Annotated in this window: 13 protein-coding genes; 6 read left to right on the top strand and 7 right to left on the bottom strand. The window is 57.9% G+C overall.

What is annotated here, in order from left to right; genetic code table 11:
• Positions 1–3 precede the first annotated feature (3 nt).
• Genes DUD43_RS10595 through DUD43_RS10580 form a run of 4 tightly spaced genes read left to right on the top strand, consistent with a single transcriptional unit; the run spans position 4 to position 6,074 of the window.
• Positions 4–3,198, top strand: coding sequence for an efflux RND transporter permease subunit (locus DUD43_RS10595; RefSeq protein ID WP_153230264.1), 3,195 nt, complete (start codon positions 4–6; stop codon positions 3,196–3,198).
• Positions 3,198–4,661 carry an efflux transporter outer membrane subunit gene (locus DUD43_RS10590; RefSeq protein ID WP_153230263.1) on the top strand — a complete coding sequence of 488 codons (1,464 nt, stop codon included), beginning with the start codon at positions 3,198–3,200 and terminating at the stop codon, positions 4,659–4,661. Before DUD43_RS10595 ends, DUD43_RS10590 begins: the two co-directional genes overlap by 1 nt.
• A gap of 55 nt (positions 4,662–4,716) precedes the next feature.
• Complete coding sequence (pdxJ, locus tag DUD43_RS10585; protein ID WP_153230262.1) at positions 4,717–5,454, top strand: pyridoxine 5'-phosphate synthase; 738 nt, start codon at positions 4,717–4,719, stop codon at positions 5,452–5,454.
• 50 nt (positions 5,455–5,504) lie between these two features.
• Positions 5,505–6,074 carry a nitroreductase gene (locus DUD43_RS10580; protein ID WP_153230261.1) on the top strand — a complete coding sequence of 190 codons (570 nt, stop codon included), beginning with the start codon at positions 5,505–5,507 and terminating at the stop codon, positions 6,072–6,074.
• Positions 6,075–6,153: 79 nt separating this feature from the next.
• Here DUD43_RS10580 and DUD43_RS10575 read toward each other — a convergent pair whose 3' ends face one another.
• Positions 6,154–6,576: a MerR family transcriptional regulator gene (locus tag DUD43_RS10575; RefSeq protein WP_153230260.1), complete on the bottom strand. Its 423-nt coding sequence runs from the start codon at positions 6,574–6,576 to the stop codon at positions 6,154–6,156.
• A 128-nt stretch (positions 6,577–6,704) separates the two neighbouring features.
• Between DUD43_RS10575 and DUD43_RS10570 the strand changes: the two genes are divergently transcribed.
• Positions 6,705–8,090, top strand: a complete 1,386-nt coding sequence (locus DUD43_RS10570) for a dihydrolipoyl dehydrogenase (protein ID WP_153230259.1) — start codon at positions 6,705–6,707, stop codon at positions 8,088–8,090.
• A gap of 133 nt (positions 8,091–8,223) precedes the next feature.
• Here the strand turns inward: DUD43_RS10570 and DUD43_RS10565 are convergent, their stop codons facing one another.
• On the bottom strand, positions 8,224–8,577 hold the full coding sequence (locus tag DUD43_RS10565; RefSeq protein WP_035271750.1) for an ArsR/SmtB family transcription factor: 354 nt from the start codon (positions 8,575–8,577) through the stop codon (positions 8,224–8,226).
• 210 nt (positions 8,578–8,787) lie between these two features.
• Between DUD43_RS10565 and fusA the strand changes: the two genes are divergently transcribed.
• Positions 8,788–10,905 carry an elongation factor G gene (gene fusA / locus DUD43_RS10560; RefSeq protein WP_153230258.1) on the top strand — a complete coding sequence of 706 codons (2,118 nt, stop codon included), beginning with the start codon at positions 8,788–8,790 and terminating at the stop codon, positions 10,903–10,905.
• Between the two features lie 126 nt (positions 10,906–11,031).
• Here fusA and DUD43_RS10555 read toward each other — a convergent pair whose 3' ends face one another.
• Genes DUD43_RS10555 through DUD43_RS10535 form a run of 5 tightly spaced genes read right to left on the bottom strand, consistent with a single transcriptional unit; the run spans position 11,032 to position 16,988 of the window.
• Positions 11,032–11,643 carry an SCO family protein gene (locus DUD43_RS10555; protein ID WP_153230257.1) on the bottom strand — a complete coding sequence of 204 codons (612 nt, stop codon included), beginning with the start codon at positions 11,641–11,643 and terminating at the stop codon, positions 11,032–11,034.
• A gap of 15 nt (positions 11,644–11,658) precedes the next feature.
• Positions 11,659–13,731, bottom strand: coding sequence for a M3 family metallopeptidase (locus DUD43_RS10550; protein WP_153230256.1), 2,073 nt, complete (start codon positions 13,729–13,731; stop codon positions 11,659–11,661).
• A 15-nt stretch (positions 13,732–13,746) separates the two neighbouring features.
• Positions 13,747–14,610: a bifunctional methylenetetrahydrofolate dehydrogenase/methenyltetrahydrofolate cyclohydrolase FolD gene (gene folD, locus DUD43_RS10545; RefSeq protein WP_153230255.1), complete on the bottom strand. Its 864-nt coding sequence runs from the start codon at positions 14,608–14,610 to the stop codon at positions 13,747–13,749.
• The gene (locus tag DUD43_RS10540; protein WP_042480818.1) at positions 14,611–15,234 is read right to left on the bottom strand and encodes a response regulator transcription factor; all 624 of its coding nucleotides are present in this window, start codon (positions 15,232–15,234) and stop codon (positions 14,611–14,613) included.
• Positions 15,231–16,988: a PAS domain-containing sensor histidine kinase gene (locus DUD43_RS10535; protein ID WP_153230254.1), complete on the bottom strand. Its 1,758-nt coding sequence runs from the start codon at positions 16,986–16,988 to the stop codon at positions 15,231–15,233. Before DUD43_RS10535 ends, DUD43_RS10540 begins: the two co-directional genes overlap by 4 nt.
• Between the last annotated feature and the right edge of the window lie 129 nt (positions 16,989–17,117).

Below are 17,117 nucleotides of genomic sequence, written 5' to 3'. Positions count from 1 at the left end.
GACATGCCTCAGTTTTTTATTGAAAGGCCCATTTTTGCGTGGGTCGTTGCCTTGGCGATCACGCTATTTGGCTTATTGGCTTTGCCCAATATGCCAGTAGCGCAGTATCCCGATGTGGCACCTCCTTCAGTCTCCATCCGGGCGACCTACCCGGGTGCAACGGCGGAAGACGTTGCCAGCACGGTAGCCAGTGTGATCGAAGATCAGCTGAACGGTGCCAAGGGCCTGCTGTACTACGAGTCCGTCAGTGACTCCTACGGCTCGACCGAAATCACCGCCACTTTCCGTCCTGGTACCAATCCTGACATGGCTCAGGTGGACGTCCAGAACCGGGTCAGCAACATTACCGCGTCCTTGCCGACAGCGGTGATGGAGCAGGGCCTGCACGTGGAGCAGTCCAGTACAGGCTTTCTGCAAGTGGTGACCTTGTCCTCCACGGACGGCAGCCTGGATCAGACAGCTCTGGCCGACTACATCGAACGCAATATCAAGAACACGATTTCCCGTGTTCCTGGTGTGGCTCGCTTCCAGCTGTTTGCAGCCGGTCGCGCCATGCGTGTGTGGCTGGACCCTGCCAAGCTGGTCGGTTACCAGATGAGCCCAGCGGATGTGACCAACGCCATTCGTCAGCAAAACATGCTGGTGTCTGCCGGTATTCTGGGTGGCCCGCCTAACCAGGACAGCCAACGTGTGGCTGCGCCGATTACGGTTAATGGTCAGCTGGCAACCGTGGAAGAGTTTGAAAACATCATTCTGCGCTCGCAGGCTGATGGCTCGACCGTGCGTATCAAGGACGTGGCTCGTGTGGAAGTGGGGGCGGACAACTACCAGTTTGGTGCTCGTCTGAACAGCAAGCCGACAGCGGCTTTTGCTATCTCCTTGCTGCCTGAAGCGAACGCGCTGGATACCGCCGCGGCAATTAAAGTCGAAATGGAGAAGTTGGCCGAGTTCTTCCCGGAAAACATCCGCTACGACATTCCTTACGACACCTCGCCCTACGTGGACAAGTCCATCACCCAGGTGGTTTACACCTTGCTGGAAGCCATGGTGCTGGTGTTCATCGTGATGTACGTGTTTCTGCAAAACGTGCGCTACACCCTGATCCCTGCACTGGTGGTGCCGGTGGCTATTCTGGGAGCGTTTGCGGTGATGCAGGTGCTGGGCATGTCCGTGAACGTGCTGACCATGTTCGCGATGGTGCTGGCCATTGGTATTTTGGTGGACGACGCGATCGTGGTGGTGGAGAACGTCGAACGTATCATGGTGGAAGACGGGCTCTCGCCTAAAGAAGCCACCAAGAAAGCCATGCCGCAAATTAGTGGCGCTATTGTGGGTATTACGCTGGTGCTGTCGGCCGTGTTCCTGCCCCTGGCATTCATGGCCGGTTCGGTGGGTGTGATTTACCGTCAGTTCTCGGTGGCCATGGCCGTGTCGATTGCCTTCTCCGGCTTCCTGGCACTGACCTTTACGCCTGCCTTGTGCGCGACCTTGTTGAAACCGATCCCTAAGGGCCATCACGAAACCAAGCGTGGCTTCTTTGGCTGGTTCAACCGTGCGTTTACGAGCACGACCAAAGGCTACGAAAGCTTCATTGGCAAGACCCTGCGTCGTGGCGGTCGGATGATGTTCATCTATCTGATCATGGTGCTGGTGCTGGGTTTCCTGTACATGCGCATGCCAACCGCATTCTTGCCCGAGGAAGATCAGGGCTACGTGATTGCCAACATCGAGCTGCCCGCCGGTTCGACAGCCAACCGTACGATTGAAACCATCTCCGCGGTCGAGAACTACTTCAAAGAGCAGCCTCAGGTTGAAAACATCATTGCCGTGCAGGGCTTCAGCTTTAACGGTAGTGGTTTGAACTCGGCTATTGCCTTTGTGCCCTTGAAGGACTTCAACGAACGTAAAGGCAAGGAAAACTCGGCTCAAGCCATTTCTGGCAAGGCCATGGGCCAACTGCTGTTCGGTTTGCCCGACTCCATGGTGATCGCGATTGTGCCACCCGCTATTTCTGCTCTGGGTAACTCCTCGGGTATTGATATGCGTTTGGAAGACCGTGGCGGCATGGGTCACGATGCCCTGATGGCAGCAGCTGATCAGTTGCTGGCTTTGGCCAAGGCAAGTCCTGTGTTTGATCCACAGAGCGTGCGTATTACCGGCTTGGGACCTGGCAAACAGATCCGTCTGGAAATTGACCGTGACAAGGCTGCGGCCTTGGGTGTGAACTTCAGCGAAGCCTCTGCCTTGATTGGCGGCGCTCTGGGCTCGTCCTTCGTGGGTAAATTTACCAACCAGGGTCGAGTGCAAAGTGTCTGGGTGCAAGCCGATGCGCCGTACCGCATGACCATCGACGATGTGCTTAAGCTCAACGCTCGCAACAGCGAGGGCAAGATGGTTCCGCTGTCGGCCTTTGTGAGCCAGACGACCGAACAAGGTCCAGTACAGATCGTGCGTTACAACAGCTATGAATCCGTCCGTATCGGTGGTGGCCCCGCTCCAGGCTATACCTCGGGTGAAGCCATGATCGAGATGGAAAACCTGATGAAGCAGTTGCCTAGCGGCTTTGGTGTGGACTGGACAGGTCTGTCTTATCAGGAGCGCCAGGCTGCAGGTCAGTCGGCAATTCTGATGGGCTTGGCTGTCCTGGTGGTGTTCATGTTGCTGGCTGCCTTGTACGAAAGCTGGGCGATCCCGCTGTCCGTGATGCTGGCCGTACCACTGGGTATGCTGGGTTCGGTCTTGTTGGTCTCCGGTCTGGGCATGCCTAACGACGTGTACTTCCAGGTGGGTATCGTGACGGTGATCGGTCTGTCGGCCAAGAACGCGATTCTGATTGTGGAGTTTGCCAAGGATGCCTACGCACGTGGTGCTACCTTGATCGACGCCACTCTGGAAGCCGCTCGCCTGCGTTTCCGTCCTATCTTGATGACCTCCTTCGCCTTTGTGCTGGGTGTGGTGCCTCTGGCTACCTCCACCGGTGCGGGTGCTGCCAGCCAGAACGCCGTGGGTCTGGGCGTGCTGGGTGGTATGTTGGCCGCAACGCCTTTGGCGGTCTTGATGGTGCCGACCTTCTTTGTCGTGATCCTCAAGCTCTTTAAAACCAAACCTCGTCTGTTTGGCGAAGCCGCCAAATTGCACGAGGAAGAACAGGCCAAGCAGGCTGCACAGCCGGCCGGTTCGCAAGGAGGACAGCACTGATGTCTAGCATGTTTTTACGTAGCCCCTTGGTGCTGGCCGTGGCGTTTGCCTTGTCGGCTTGCTCCTTGGCACCGAAGTACGAGCGTCCTGATTCCCCCGTGCCTGCACAATTCCCTCTGGCCCAGCAGGGCCAGGCGGATGCGGCACAGGTGGCTGACCTGGGCTGGCGCGAATTTTTTACCGATCCGCGTCTGCATGCCCTGATCGGGCAGGCTCTGGAAAACAACCGCGACTTGCGTATTGCCACCCAGCGTATCGAGGAAGCTCGTGCGCAGTATGGCGTGGCACGCAGTGACCAGTTGCCCAGCATTGGTGTGCAGGCGGCCGAGCAGGCCACCCACACACCGGCTGATCTGCGTCCCGGCGGCCCGACCTCGGCTCCGGTGACCCGCAGCTTCCAGGCTGGCGTCGGTATCACAGCCTTTGAACTGGACTTCTTTGGCCGCGTGCGTGATCTGGCCCGTGCCGCTCAAGAACAGTACTTTGCCACCGAGCAGGCCCAGCGTACTGCCCATATCGCCCTGGTGGCGGGCACGGCGGAAGCCTACTTCAAGGTGCGTACTGCAGAAGAGCTGCATGCCCTGATGAGCAATACCTTGCGTAGCCGTCAGGAAACACTGCGTCTGGTGCAGTCCTCTTACGATGCCGGTACCGTGTCTGCGCTGGACCTGAACCAGGCCAAGGTGCAATACAACACTGTGCGTTCCGATATGCAGGCTGTCGAGCGTGACCGCCAGCGTGCACTAAATGCCTTGCAGGTCTTGCTGGGACGTGAAATCCCCACAGATCTGCCTGCAGGCTTGCCGTTTACCCGTGCGCAGCTGATGCCTAGCTTGCCCGTGGGGCTGTCGGCAGAACTGCTGGAACGTCGTCCTGATATTGTGGCGGCCGAGCACGTCTTGCGCGGCTCTAACTACAGCATCGGTGCAGCACGCGCTGCTTTCTTCCCGCGTCTGAGCCTGACCGGCCTGCTGGGCTTCATGAGCCCCGAGCTGGGCGGTCTGTTCAGTTCGGGTAACCGTTACTGGCAGTTCCAGCCGCAAATTACCATGCCGCTGCTCTCGGGCAGCACCTGGGCCAATCTGGATCTGGCCGAGGCTCGTCGTGACATTGCGATCAGCCAGTATGAAAAAACCATTCAGGAAGCCTTCCGCGAAGTGGCTGATGCTCTGGCGGGTGAAGCCACCTACGGTCAGCAGATCGACGCCTTGCAAGAGGTTGATCAGGCTGCCAGCGAAAGCTTGCGTTTGGCCAAGCTGCGTTACGAAGTGGGTATAGACAGCTTCCTGCAGGTGCAAACGGCGGAAGTCAGCCTGTACGGTACGCGTCAAGCCTACATTCAGACTGGCTTGGCATCCCTGATGAACCGGGTCGAGTTGTACAAGGCTTTGGGTGGCGGCTGGACAGCTGAAACCGTCAAGCCTGAAACAAAGACCCAGGCCGCCGGGACAGCACCGGAATAAACAGGCGATAATACGTCTGGTCATTCATCCCTGAAACTACGGAGGTCCTTGGGGAATGTTAGAACTGGGCGTCAATATCGATCATGTGGCGACGCTGCGCCAGCAGCGTCTGACCACATACCCTGATCCAATTCAGGCCGCTTTGCGAGCAGAAGAAGCCGGAGCGGACCTGATCACCTTACATCTGCGTGAAGACCGGCGTCATATTCAGGATGCCGACGTCGAGGCCCTGCGCCCCGTGCTGCGTACCCGGATGAATCTGGAATGCGCCATCACCACCGAAATGCTGGACATTGCCTGCCGTATCAAGCCGGACGATGTCTGCCTGGTTCCCGAACACCGTGCTGAACTGACCACCGAAGGTGGTCTGGATGTGGTCGGCCGTCTGGACCAGGTCAAGGCAGCCGTGCAGCAATTACAGGCTGCCGGCATTCGTGTCTCGCTGTTCATTGATGCCGACCCGGCGCAAATCCGTGCTGCCAGTGAAGTGGGCGCTACCGTGATTGAATTGCACACAGGCACGTATGCGGATGCTCAAACGCCCGAGCAGGCCGCCAGCGAACTGGAACGTATCCGTGCCGGTATTGCTCAAGGTGTATCGCAAGGTCTGCGTGTGAATGCCGGTCACGGCCTGCACTACGGCAACGTACAAGCGATTGCTGCCTTGCCGGGGCTGACGGAGCTCAATATTGGTCACGCCATTGTTGCCCAGGCTGTCTTTGACGGTTGGGAAAAAGCCGTGCGCGACATGAAAGCCTTGCTGGTGCAAGCGGGCGCTCCTGCTCAAGCCTGACTGAGCCCTGCCATCAAGGCAGGGCACTCTTAACTGATTCTGGAAGCACTATGAGTACCATTGATTCCCTGTTGTCCCGCCGCTCCATCAAGCTGGTGCAAGGCCCCGGCCCGAACGAGCAGGAACTGGACCTGATTTTGCGCGCTGCCGTGTGCGCCCCCGACCATGGCCGTTTGCAGCCATGGCGCTTTTGCCTGATTCGTGGTGAAAACGTACAGGCTTTGGGTGAACTGGCCATTGCCGCCAACGAGCGTGCCGGTAATCCCTTGACCGAGCAGAAAGCCGCCAGCGTTCGCGCCTGGCTGGCCAAAGTGCCCATGCTGATTGCTGTGGCCAGCCACATCGATCATGGCGAAGAAAAAATCCCTGAACTGGAACGTGTTCTGGCGACGGGCGCAGCCGTCAGCAATATGCTGCATGCGGCTCACCAGTTGGGCTTTGGTGCTTTCTGGAGCACAGGCCTGGGCACCTATGGTGAAGAAGTCCCTGAAGCCTTGGGTTTTGATTCCCTGGATTACCAGTTCCTGGGCTTTGTGTCGGTAGGTACGCCTATTCACAATCTGGGTCCTGCACAGCGTCCCGAGCCACAGAAGTTCGTGACGGAGTGGCAGCCCGCCTAAGCTGGTGCGCTAGCTTGCGTAAGCCAAGCTCGCAGTCTTGATGAAAAGGCCTGAGTTCGATGATGAACTCAGGCCTTTTTTATATTCTTGTTTTCAATGAAGCGTCTGTATGGCAGCACGCGCCCTCCAGGCCATCCAGAATCGGGCAGTCGGGGTGTTGATCTCCCTGGCATTGCTCCGCCAGCACACGCAGCTTGGCGGCCATGTCCAGCAGCAGGGCAGCGCGGCTTTCCAGATCCTGAATATGAGACTGAGCCAGTTGCTTGACCTCGCTGCTGGGACGCTGCTGGTCGCGCCACAGGCTGGTCAGTTGCTGAATGTCCGCCAGATTGAAACCCAGGTCCTTGGCACGAACAATAAAGTGCAAGGTATCCAGGTCCTGATCCTGGTAGACGCGGTAGCCATTGGGGGCACGGTCACTATTCAAGAGTCCCAGATCTTCATAGTGCCGAATCATCTTGGGTGTCAGGCCGGTTACGCGGGCCGCTTCACTAATCAGCATGGGCTTTCCTCGGGCAGTGCAAGGGGACTGCGTTATGATTGAAAGAGTCAATTCTGCACATTGTAGAACGGGTGGTCGGGCAGGTCATCAGGCCCCTGATTGCCTTAGTATGGACTCAAGGAGCGGTTATGAAAGAAATTCAGTGTGATGTTGCCGTGATTGGAGCGGGGACAGCAGGCATGACAGCGTATCGCACGGCCAAACGCGCCGGTAAACGAACGCTGATGATTGAATCAGGCCCCTATGGCACCATGTGCGCGCGTGTTGGCTGCATGCCATCCAAATTGCTGATTGCAGCGGCGGATGCCGCTCATCATGCCCGCCATACCGCTCCCTTTGGTGTTCACGTTGACGGCAGTGTCCGCATTGAAGGCAAAGAGGTTATGGACCGCGTGCGTCGCGAGCGAGATCGTTTTGTGCAGTTTGTGGTGGACGATGTGGAAGGCTTTGATGCCGAAGACAAAGTACGTGGCCATGCCCGCTTTGTGTCCGAGCATGTGCTGGAAGTGGATGACCATACCCGTATCACCGCAAAGCACGTGATTATTGCTACCGGCTCCACGCCCGTGCGCCCCAAGGAGCTGGAGCCGCTGGGCGCCTTGCTGATCAATAATGAGGATGTTTTTGACTGGACGGATTTGCCGGAAAGCGTGCTGGTTGTCGGTACGGGCGTGATTGGTCTGGAGCTGGGCCAGGCGCTGGCGCGTGTGGGCGTGAAGGTGTCCATTATTAACCGCAGCCAGAGTCTGGCCGGTCTTTCTGATCCCGAGGTGCGTGAAGCTGGACGGGCGATTTTCAGCCAGGAGCTGAACATTCGCGCTGACGTAGCCGTATTGGGGAGCGAAGTCGTCAATGGCAAGGCACGCGTGCGTTTGCAGGTGGACGGCAAGGAAGTGGTCGAGGATTACGACTACGTGCTGGGAGCCGCCGGGCGCAGTCCGCAGCTGGACAATCTGGGCCTGGAAAATACGCCTGTGCAGTGGGATAGCAAAGGGCGTGTGGTCTTTGACATGGACAGCCTGCAACTGAAAGGCACTTCCATTTATCTGGCGGGTGATGTGAACCAGCGTGCGCCTATCTTGCACGAGGCAGCGGATGATGGTCGTCTGGCCGCGTTGCAGGCCATCAGCAATGGCCAGGACGAGCCCATGGCGCGTCGTGCGCGCATGGCGGTGGTGTTTAGTGATCCGCAGGTGGCTGTCGTTGGTACGCCCTTTAAATCACTGCCAGAAGGCGCGGTGACAGGGAGCGTGAACTTCGGCAATCAGGGCCGTGCCCGCGTGATGCTGGTCAACCGTGGCTTGCTGCATGTTTATGCGGACAAGGAGGGCAAGTTCCTGGGGGCCGAGATGGTCGGGCCTCAAGCCGAACATATCGCCCACTTGTTGGCCTGGTCCTTGCAGATGGGGCTGACCCTGGATCAGATGCTGGCCATGCCGTTCTACCATCCCGTATTGGAAGAGGGCTTGCGCACGGCTCTGCGCGGTGCGCAATCTGCCTTGCGAGGCAAATAAGCCCGTCTGAACAGGTCTGATTTCGTGCTCGGGTTCTTGCCCCGGCAATCTCGACCCTGTCTGTGAACTGCCCGCCAAAAGTTGGATATTAATCCGGCCTTTGGCGGGCAGTTTGATTTTCAGGGCATTTTTATTATTTAGCGGCGTTTTGCAGATGCTGTGCAGTGGTTGCTTCGGTTACCGGGTCATTTTCCAGCGCGCCCAGCAAGGAATGCAGCAGGCCGGGAAAGCGGTCCTCCAGATCATCCTTGCGCAGCGACAGCAGGTTTTCTCGTCCAGAAGGCCGCTGCCAGATCACGCCGCTATCGCGCAAGACACGCCAGTGATGCGTCATGGTGGATTTGGTTTGGCCTTGCAGCAGCGAGCCACACGCGCGTTCGCCCTCAGAGGCCAGAGCGCGCACAACGGCCAGGCGCAAGGGATTGCCCAGGGCAGTCAGTACATTTTCCAAGCGAATCTGCGCGCGTTCGGGATGATTGGGAAGCATGTAGAGTCCTGTCATTATTCGTCGCGGTGATTGTACCTGTGTCCACGTACCGTTTTCGCCTTGTGCTGTGGTTTGAATGCACGAGTGCGTGGAAAAAATCTTGTTTATAGTACGATTGTAGGCGTACTATCTGATTGTTATCAACCACTGGAACAACAGGAGCCCAGGTGCCTTGCACCGCAAGGCAGGACGACTCCAAGGACAATCATCATGGCTCGCCATACACCCATCACTCGCTATCGGAACATTGGTATCTCGGCGCATATTGACGCTGGCAAAACCACCACTACCGAGCGCATTCTTTTCTACACCGGCGTCAGTCACAAGCTGGGGGAAGTGCATGACGGGGCGGCCACCATGGACTGGATGAGCCAGGAGCAGGAGCGTGGCATCACCATTACCTCGGCGGCCACCACCTGCTTTTGGCGAGGCATGGATGGCTCGCTGCCCGAGCACCGCATCAATATCATCGATACCCCCGGCCACGTGGATTTCACCATCGAGGTTGAACGCTCCATGCGCGTGCTGGACGGCGCGGTCATGGTGTATGACGCCGTCGGCGGGGTACAGCCGCAATCTGAAACGGTTTGGCGTCAGGCCAACAAGTACAAGGTGCCGCGCCTGGCCTTCGTCAACAAGATGGACCGCGTGGGGGCCGATTTCTTCCGCGTACGCCAGATGATGGTGGACCGCCTCAAGGCCAATCCTGTGCCTGTGGTGATCCCTATGGGTGCTGAAGATGGCTTCAAGGGCGTGATCGACCTGCGTTTGATGAAAGCGATTGTGTGGGACGAGGCCTCTCAGGGCATGAAATTCAGTTTTGAGGAGATCCCTGATGATCTGCTGGCTGCGGCCAAGCAGTGGCGTGAGCGCATGCTGGAAGTGGCAGCAGAGGCTAATGAAGAGTTGATGAATCAGTACCTGGAAACGGGTGATTTGAGCGTGGCCCAGATTACGCTGGGCCTGCGCTTGCGCACCATTGCCGGAGAGATTCAGCCCATGCTGTGTGGCTCGGCCTTCAAGAACAAGGGTGTACAACGCATGCTGGATGCGGTGGTGGAACTGCTGCCTTCTCCCGTGGATGTGCCCGCTGTACAGGGCTTGAACGAGGCTGGCGAAATCGTCACTCGCCAATCCGACGACAATGAGAAGTTCTCGGCATTGGCATTCAAGCTGATGACGGACCCGTATGTCGGCCAGCTAACCTTTGTGCGTGTGTATTCCGGCGTGCTGGCCAAGGGTGATAGCGTCTATATTCCGGGCCGTGGCAAGAAAGAGCGTATTGGCCGGATTGTGCAGATGCATGCCAATGACAGGCATGAGGTGGATGAACTGCATGCGGGTGATATTGCCGCCTGCGTTGGCCTGAAAGAGGTCAGCACAGGGGAAACCTTGTGTGATCCTTCGGCCATCATCACCCTGGAGCGCATGGAGTTTCCCGAGCCGGTGATTCGTCAGGCTGTGGAGCCCAAGACCAAGTCTGATCAGGAAAAGATGGGGATTGCACTCTCGCGTCTGGCTTCTGAAGATCCGTCCTTCCGTGTCAGCACGGACGAGGAATCGGGGCAGACGATTATTGGCGGTATGGGCGAGCTGCATCTGGAGATCATTGTGGATCGCATGAAGCGCGAGTTTGGTGTGGAAGCGAATGTGGGCAAACCGCAAGTGGCCTACCGCGAAACCATCAGCAAGACCGTGCGCGATGTCGAAGGCAAGTTTGTCCGTCAGTCCGGTGGTAAAGGACAGTACGGCCATGTGGTCTTTACTCTGGAGCCGCAAGAGGCGGGCAAGGGCTTTGAGTTTGTCGATGCCATCAAGGGCGGGGTGGTTCCGCGTGAGTACATTCCGGCGGTGGAAAAAGGCGTGCTGGAGGCCCTGAACAGTGGTGTGCTGGCGGGCTATCCCGTGGTGGATGTGAAAGTCACCTTGACCTTCGGTTCTTACCACGATGTGGACTCGTCCGAGCAGGCCTTCAAAATGGCGGCGATCTTTGGTTTCAAGGAAGCGGCCAAGCAGGCATCACCCGTGATCCTGGAGCCCATGATGGCGGTGGAAGTGGAAACGCCTGAAGACTATGCCGGCAATGTGATGGGAGATCTGTCCAGCCGCCGTGGCATGGTGCAAGGTATGGATGACATGGTGGGGGCGGGCAAGCTGATCAAGGCGGAAGTGCCTTTGTCCGAGATGTTTGGCTATGCCACCACGCTGCGTTCCATGTCTCAGGGCCGTGCAACGTACACCATGGAGTTCAAGCGCTACGCGGAAGTGCCCAAGTCCATGGTGCAGGATCTGGTGGCTGAACGTCAGAGCACACGGCACGGAGGCTGATGGCAAAGGGGGTGGGTGCTCCTGTGTCTAACCAGGCACGGGAACACCCGCCCTGATGCTTCGGTTGTTGTGCTGAGGGCGCTGTTGGCCAGTCTGATCTGAGGTTTGATTCAGGGCCAAGCCCGTTTAGTTCAGCAGACTGCGTACCCCATCCGCCAGAACCTGTACTGATTCGGTGTCCGGTGCCAAATACCGGGCTCTGCCTTGCTGATCGAAGATATACACACCACGGCTGTGCGAGACTTCGTAGTTCTCGGGCGCTTTGGGATCGGGTTTTTCAATCTGGAAGGCCACTCGGTAACGACGGGCCAGATCGGCAATCTGCTTTTCTGAGCCTGTCAGCCCCATGGTGTGCTTGCCATCAAAGGCGGCTACATAACGGGCCAGGGAGTCGGGCGTATCGCGATGGGGGTCCACACTGACAAAGATGATGCGCACCTGATCGGCATCGTTCCCCAGTTCTTCCATGACCAGACCCAGCTGGGCCAAAGTGGTGGGGCAAATATCCGGGCAACTGGCATAGCCAAAAAACATCATGACGACTTTATCCTTGAAGTCATCCTGGGTGACGGTTTTGGGGCCAGCGGCTTGCAGGGAAAAACGCAGATCGGGCAGAAAGCCACGTACGGGATGCAGATTGGCAGCGGCTGCGCTGCCTAGCAGGAACAAGCCCAGCGCCAGTGTCAGGCCAAACTGTTTAAACAAGACAGGAATGGACTTTGCTGGGCTGGGTGTCATGGACGTCCTCTGGGTTCAGGCTGGCTCTGGAGTGAGCCCGCTGTGACGGAGCAGGGCGGTAATTGAAGGATCGCGACCACGGAAAGCACGGAAGGAGTCGGCAGCCGGGCGCTCGCCCCCTACGGATAGAATCTCGCGCCAGAAGCGATGCCCTGTATTGCTGTCGAGGGTATCACGCGCCCCATCCGAGTGGGTATAGGCTTTTTCCTCAAAGGCCGAGTAGGCATCGGCGGACAGCACTTCAGCCCATTTGTAGCTGTAGTAACCCGCGCCATATCCACCCGCAAACAAGTGCGAGAACTGATGCGGGAAGCGGTGCCACTCGGGCGGGAACAGCACGGCCACTTCCTGACGTACCTGGTCCAGAATCTCCATGACTGCATCAATGCTCATACCGCTGTCACGCGAGTGGATCAGCATGTCGAACAGGGAGAATTCCAGCTGGCGCACCATTTGCATGCCGCTTTGGAAGTTGCGGGCCAGATTCAGCTTGTTGTAGAGCGCACGGGGCAGATGCTCGCCGGTTTCCACATGGGCAGTCAGCATTTGCACTACAGGCCATTCCCAGCAGAAATTTTCCATGAACTGCGAAGGCAGTTCGATGGCGTCCCATTCCACGGCGGAGAAGGCCGAGGCGGCCGGATCGTCCACACGCGAGAGCAGGGTATGCAGGGCGTGGCCGGATTCGTGGAACAGCGTGATCACATCGTCATGCGTGAGCAGGGCGGGGCGACCGGGCTGGGGTTCGGCAAAGTTGCACACCAGATAGGCGATAGGCAGGCACAGATCTTCACCCAGACGGCGACGGCTGCGTTCGCTATCAACCCAGGCGCCACCTTGCTTGCCTTGGCGGGCGTGCAGGTCCATGTACAGATAGCCCAGAACCTTGCCATCCGAAGCCATGACTTCAAAAGGACGCACGGCAGGATGCCAGGCGGGGACGTCGGCGGCACGCAGCGTCACGTCAAACAAACGCTGGATGACTTTGAACAGGCCGTTCAGAACGGCAGGTTCCGTGAAGTACTGTTTGACCTCGTCTTCCGAGTAGGCGTAGCGCTGTTCGCGCAGACGCTCGGCACTGAAGGGTACATCCCAGGCTTGCAGGGTTTCCAGACCCAGTTCTTTCTGGGCGAAGGCTTGCAGCTCGTCCAGATCCTGGCGGGCGTAGGGGCGAGCCTTGGTCGCCAGATCGCGCAAGAAGCTCATCACCTGTTCAGGGGTGTCGGCCATGCGGGTTTCCAGACGCATATGGGCGTAGCTGGCAAATCCCAGCAGGCTCGCTTCCTGGGCGCGCAGGTCCAGCAGCGTTTCAATCGCCTGGGAGTTATCAAATTGGGTATTGCCTTGATCAGAGGCAATGGTGGTGTAGGCCCGGTACATCAACTCACGCAAGGTCTGGTTGCGTGCGTATTGCATGACGGGCAGGTAGCAAGGCATTTTCAGCGTCAGACGCCAGCCTTGCTGATCGTTTTCCTGGGCAGCGCGTTGGGCAGCGGCCAGCACGTCGTCCGGGATGCCGTCCAGTTCGGCCAGATCGGTACACAGGTAGTGCCACTGATCAATGGCATCGAGCACATGCTCAGAGAATTGCTGCGAAGTCTGTGCCAGCTCTTCGGAAATACGGGCGTAGTCTTCACGCGCCTGACCTTCCAGTTGCACGCCGCTCAGGCGGAAATCGCGCAGGGCCAGGGTAATGATGCGTTGGCGCTGGGGCGTCAGGGCGGCAAAGGCCGGGCTGTCGGCCAGAGCCTGATAACGCAGGAACAAAGGACGGTTCAAGCCCACCCAGGTCGAGAACTCGCTCATGCGGGGCAGGCACTGGTTGTACACCGTGCGCAGCTCGGGCGTATTGATGACCGAGTTCAGGTGACCGGCCACCGACCAGGCGCGATACAGGGTTTCGGTGGCGTCGGTGATGGGCTCGACGATGTTGTCCCAACTGGGTTCGCTATCGTCGTTGGAGACTGTGTCTACGGCTTGGCGGGCCAAGGCCAGCAGTTGGTCCACCGCCTGCTCGATGTGCTCGGGCTGGATGGCGGGATAGTCAATAAGGCTGTCGATAGGAACCAGTAAGGGATTTGTCGTCATAAACCGTTGATTAAATTAAAGACTGATGTTGGCCGAGCGTTCGGCCGCTTCCAAGGTGTTGACCAGCAGCATGGCAATGGTCATGGGGCCGACGCCGCCGGGTACGGGCGTAATGGCCGAGGCCACTTCGCTGGCGCTGGCAAAGTCCACGTCACCGCACAGCTTGCCGTCGGCACCGCGGTTGATACCGACGTCAATCACGACAGCACCGGGCTTGACCATATCGCCGGTAATGATGCCAGGGCGGCCTACGGCAGCGACCAGCACATCGGCGCGGCGGGTCTGGGCGGCCAGATCACGCGTTTTGGAATTACAGAGGGTGACGGTAGCGCCCGCAGCCAGCAAGAGCATGGCCATGGGTTTGCCCACGATATTGCTGGCGCCGACCACCACGGCTTCTGCACCGCGCAGCGCCACGTTTTCCGATTCCAGCATCTTCATGACGCCGTAGGGCGTGCAAGGGGCAAACAGCGGCTTGCCCGTCATGAGCATGCCCGCATTGCTGACGTGGAAACCGTCCACGTCCTTGTGCGGAGCAATGGTTTCAATCACCTTGTGCTCGTCCAAGTGGCCGGGCAGGGGCAGTTGAACCAGAATGCCGTGCACCGAGCTGTCCTGATTCAAGCGGGTGATCAGGGCCAGCAGCTTGGTTTCGGTGGTGTCGGCCGGCAGGCGGATGATTTCGGATTTCAGGCCGGCGGCTTCACATGCCAGACCCTTGTTGCGTACATAGACCTGGGAGGCCGGATCTTCACCGACCAGCACCACGGTCAAACCGGCCTGAATGCCGTGAGTTTGCTTCAGCTTGGCAACGCGTTCTGCAACTTCCGCCTTGATGGCGGTGGATAGCTTTTTTCCATCAATAATGCGAGCACTCATTTACGCATCCTCGGACTTGGTGAGGGCGATTTTCATGAGGTCGGCAACCGTAGTGACTTCCAGTTTTTCCATGATATTGGCGCGATGCGCTTCGACAGTTTTAATGCTGATATTCAAGTCCCCAGCAATCTGCTTGTTCAGGCGACCGGCAACAATGCGTTCCAGCACTTGCTGCTCGCGCGCTGTCAGGCGGCCCAGGACTTCTTGTTGATCTTTTTGCGCCTGCGCTTGCGAGGCGCGAGCCGTAGCCTGTTCGATCATGCGGCTGACAATGGTGCGCAGATCGGCTTCGTTAAAGGGTTTTTCCAGAAAGTCGATAGCGCCTTTCTTCATGGTGCTCACGGCCATGGGCACGTCACCGTGACCGGTAATGAACACAATCGGGATATTCGATTTGCGAGCGATCAGGGCTTCCTGAAGCTCCAGGCCGCTCATGCCGGGCATGCGCACGTCCACAATCAGGACGGCTACCTGGGCCGGGTCGTAGGCGCCCAGAAACTCTTCGCCCGAAGCAAAGCAGCGGACCCGGTAGCCATTGGCTTCCAGGAGCCAGCGCAAGGAGTCCCGTACGGCTTCGTCGTCATCGACTACGTAAATGGTGCATGGCATTTGCGGGCTGGTCATTCGGGTATCTCCAGTTTGTTATCAAGGGTGTCCGCTACATCCGGTGCCGCACAAGGTAGACTGAAACGGAAAATCGTTCCACCCTCTGGATTGCCGACTGCCCACAGGCGGCCGTGATGCGATTCAATAATTGTGCGACAGATATTCAGGCCCATCCCAAGGCCTTCGGACTTGGTACTGTAAAACGGTTCAAAGAGGCGCTCGGGGTCTTTCAAGCCATGACCGCGATCGATGACGGCCATCTCCAAAAGCGATTCTTGTTGGGTAATCACCAATTGAAGCACATGATGATCGCTGTGTTCCATGGCTTCGATCCCATTTTTGAGCAGATTCAATAATACCTGTTCTATGAGAATGGGGTCGGCAATGACGTCAGGAACGGGGTCCGGAATGCTTAATTCAATCTCGATCTGGCGCTTGCGGGCGTCGATTTCGGCAAAGCCGACGGCATTTTCCACAATACGCATGACTTTGACGCGGACGCGGCGCGGTTCGCTACGCTTCACAAATTCTCGAATGCGGCTGATGATCTTGCCTGCCCGTTCGGCTTGCTGAGCGGCTTTTTCCAGCGCGGCCAGCAGGGTTTCAGGCTGGTAGCGACCGGATTTCAGCATGGCGACGGCACCCATGCTGTAGTTGTTGATGGCCGTCAGCGGCTGGTTCAATTCGTGCGCCAGCGAGGAGGCCATTTCACCCATGGTAGTCAGGCGGCTGGTCAGCTGTACTTTTTCCTGCTGAATACGCGAGGCTTCTTCGTGCTTGCGGCGGTCGGTAATATCGCGCGCCACTTGCAGACGCACACGACGGCCATCCGTCCAGGCCAGCATGCGGTGATGGACTTCAAACCAGCGGGCGGCGGATTCGGAGTAAATCTCTACGGTTTCATCCGTGAAGCGGCCCAGGCGGCCACCCAGCAATTCAGCGTGGCCATTGGATTGGGCACCAAAGAAGCGGCGATAGGTGCGGTTGGCAAACAGCAGCTCCAGGCCATCTGACGTATCGGCCACCACGGAAATCGCATCATCCAGACCTTCCAGCACCGTCATGAAGCGTTCATGCGCGGCGGTCAGGGCCTCGCGAATGCGCTTGGGCTCGGTAATGTCCGTCATGGAGGTCATCCAGCCAATCTGCTCTCCATTAGGAGCACGCAGGGGCGAGACATACATACGGGCAGTAAAGCGCGAGCCATCACGGCGCTGAGCCTCCACTTCCAGACCACTGCTGGGCGTGCGGCCGGACAGCAAAAGGTCCAGGGTTTCCTGGTGTTGTTGATGACGACCGGGTAACCAGTAAGGGAAGGGGGCGGTACGACCGACCAGATCGGCCTCGTTCCAGCCAATCATCCTGCAAAAAGCCGGGTTCACATAGGCAATGCGGCCCTGCATGTCAAACACGCGCATCCCCGTGGACATGGAGTTTTCCATGGCGCGCCGGAAACCGGTTTCGGCGGTCTGGGCGGCTTCGGCGTGGGTACGGAAGCGGGTATAGCGCCACAGGGCCAGCAAGCTGACCACAATCACCAGGGACAGGGCCAGAATCACCATCATCAGGCGTTGCTGGCGCGTTTCCTGATCGATGGTCACAAACATGACACTGTCGTTTTGCAGGCGTTGCAGCCACAGGAATACCCCCATGACACAGAGGTAGAGAAACAGCACGACAACCGGTGTCAGCCAATAGAATCCACGCCGATTCTGCTTAGCCTGATCATAGAAGGTTGAAGGGATCAGAGACTTTTTGGGATGAGTGGCCATAACAGCAAGAAAAGAAGTATGGCTGGATTGTAATGTAGGGCTATTTTTTTTAGTGATATTTCGTATTATGAAAACACATACCATAAAATGAAATTTTGCTTGAGCGTTTCAGCGTTCTTTCCTAGAATG

This window comes from Alcaligenes faecalis (assembly GCF_009497775.1).
In the GTDB taxonomy this organism is placed as follows: Bacteria; Pseudomonadota; Gammaproteobacteria; order Burkholderiales; family Burkholderiaceae_B; genus Alcaligenes; species Alcaligenes faecalis_D.
This window is presented reverse-complemented; position numbering and strand designations above follow the sequence as displayed.

Excerpts from the sequence above, each read along its gene's own strand:
- DUD43_RS10595 (WP_153230264.1), top strand. The coding sequence starts at position 4 with ATGCCTCAGTTTTTTATTGAAAGGCCCATTTTTGCGTGGGTCGTTGCC.
- DUD43_RS10590 (WP_153230263.1), top strand. The coding sequence starts at position 3,198 with ATGTCTAGCATGTTTTTACGTAGCCCCTTGGTGCTGGCCGTGGCGTTT.
- pdxJ (WP_153230262.1), top strand. The coding sequence starts at position 4,717 with ATGTTAGAACTGGGCGTCAATATCGATCATGTGGCGACGCTGCGCCAG.
- DUD43_RS10580 (WP_153230261.1), top strand. The coding sequence starts at position 5,505 with ATGAGTACCATTGATTCCCTGTTGTCCCGCCGCTCCATCAAGCTGGTG.
- DUD43_RS10575 (WP_153230260.1), bottom strand. The coding sequence starts at position 6,576 with ATGCTGATTAGTGAAGCGGCCCGCGTAACCGGCCTGACACCCAAGATG.
- DUD43_RS10570 (WP_153230259.1), top strand. The coding sequence starts at position 6,705 with ATGAAAGAAATTCAGTGTGATGTTGCCGTGATTGGAGCGGGGACAGCA.
- DUD43_RS10565 (WP_035271750.1), bottom strand. The coding sequence starts at position 8,577 with ATGCTTCCCAATCATCCCGAACGCGCGCAGATTCGCTTGGAAAATGTA.
- fusA (WP_153230258.1), top strand. The coding sequence starts at position 8,788 with ATGGCTCGCCATACACCCATCACTCGCTATCGGAACATTGGTATCTCG.
- DUD43_RS10555 (WP_153230257.1), bottom strand. The coding sequence starts at position 11,643 with ATGACACCCAGCCCAGCAAAGTCCATTCCTGTCTTGTTTAAACAGTTT.
- DUD43_RS10550 (WP_153230256.1), bottom strand. The coding sequence starts at position 13,731 with ATGACGACAAATCCCTTACTGGTTCCTATCGACAGCCTTATTGACTAT.
- folD (WP_153230255.1), bottom strand. The coding sequence starts at position 14,610 with ATGAGTGCTCGCATTATTGATGGAAAAAAGCTATCCACCGCCATCAAG.
- DUD43_RS10540 (WP_042480818.1), bottom strand. The coding sequence starts at position 15,234 with ATGACCAGCCCGCAAATGCCATGCACCATTTACGTAGTCGATGACGAC.
- DUD43_RS10535 (WP_153230254.1), bottom strand. The coding sequence starts at position 16,988 with ATGGCCACTCATCCCAAAAAGTCTCTGATCCCTTCAACCTTCTATGAT.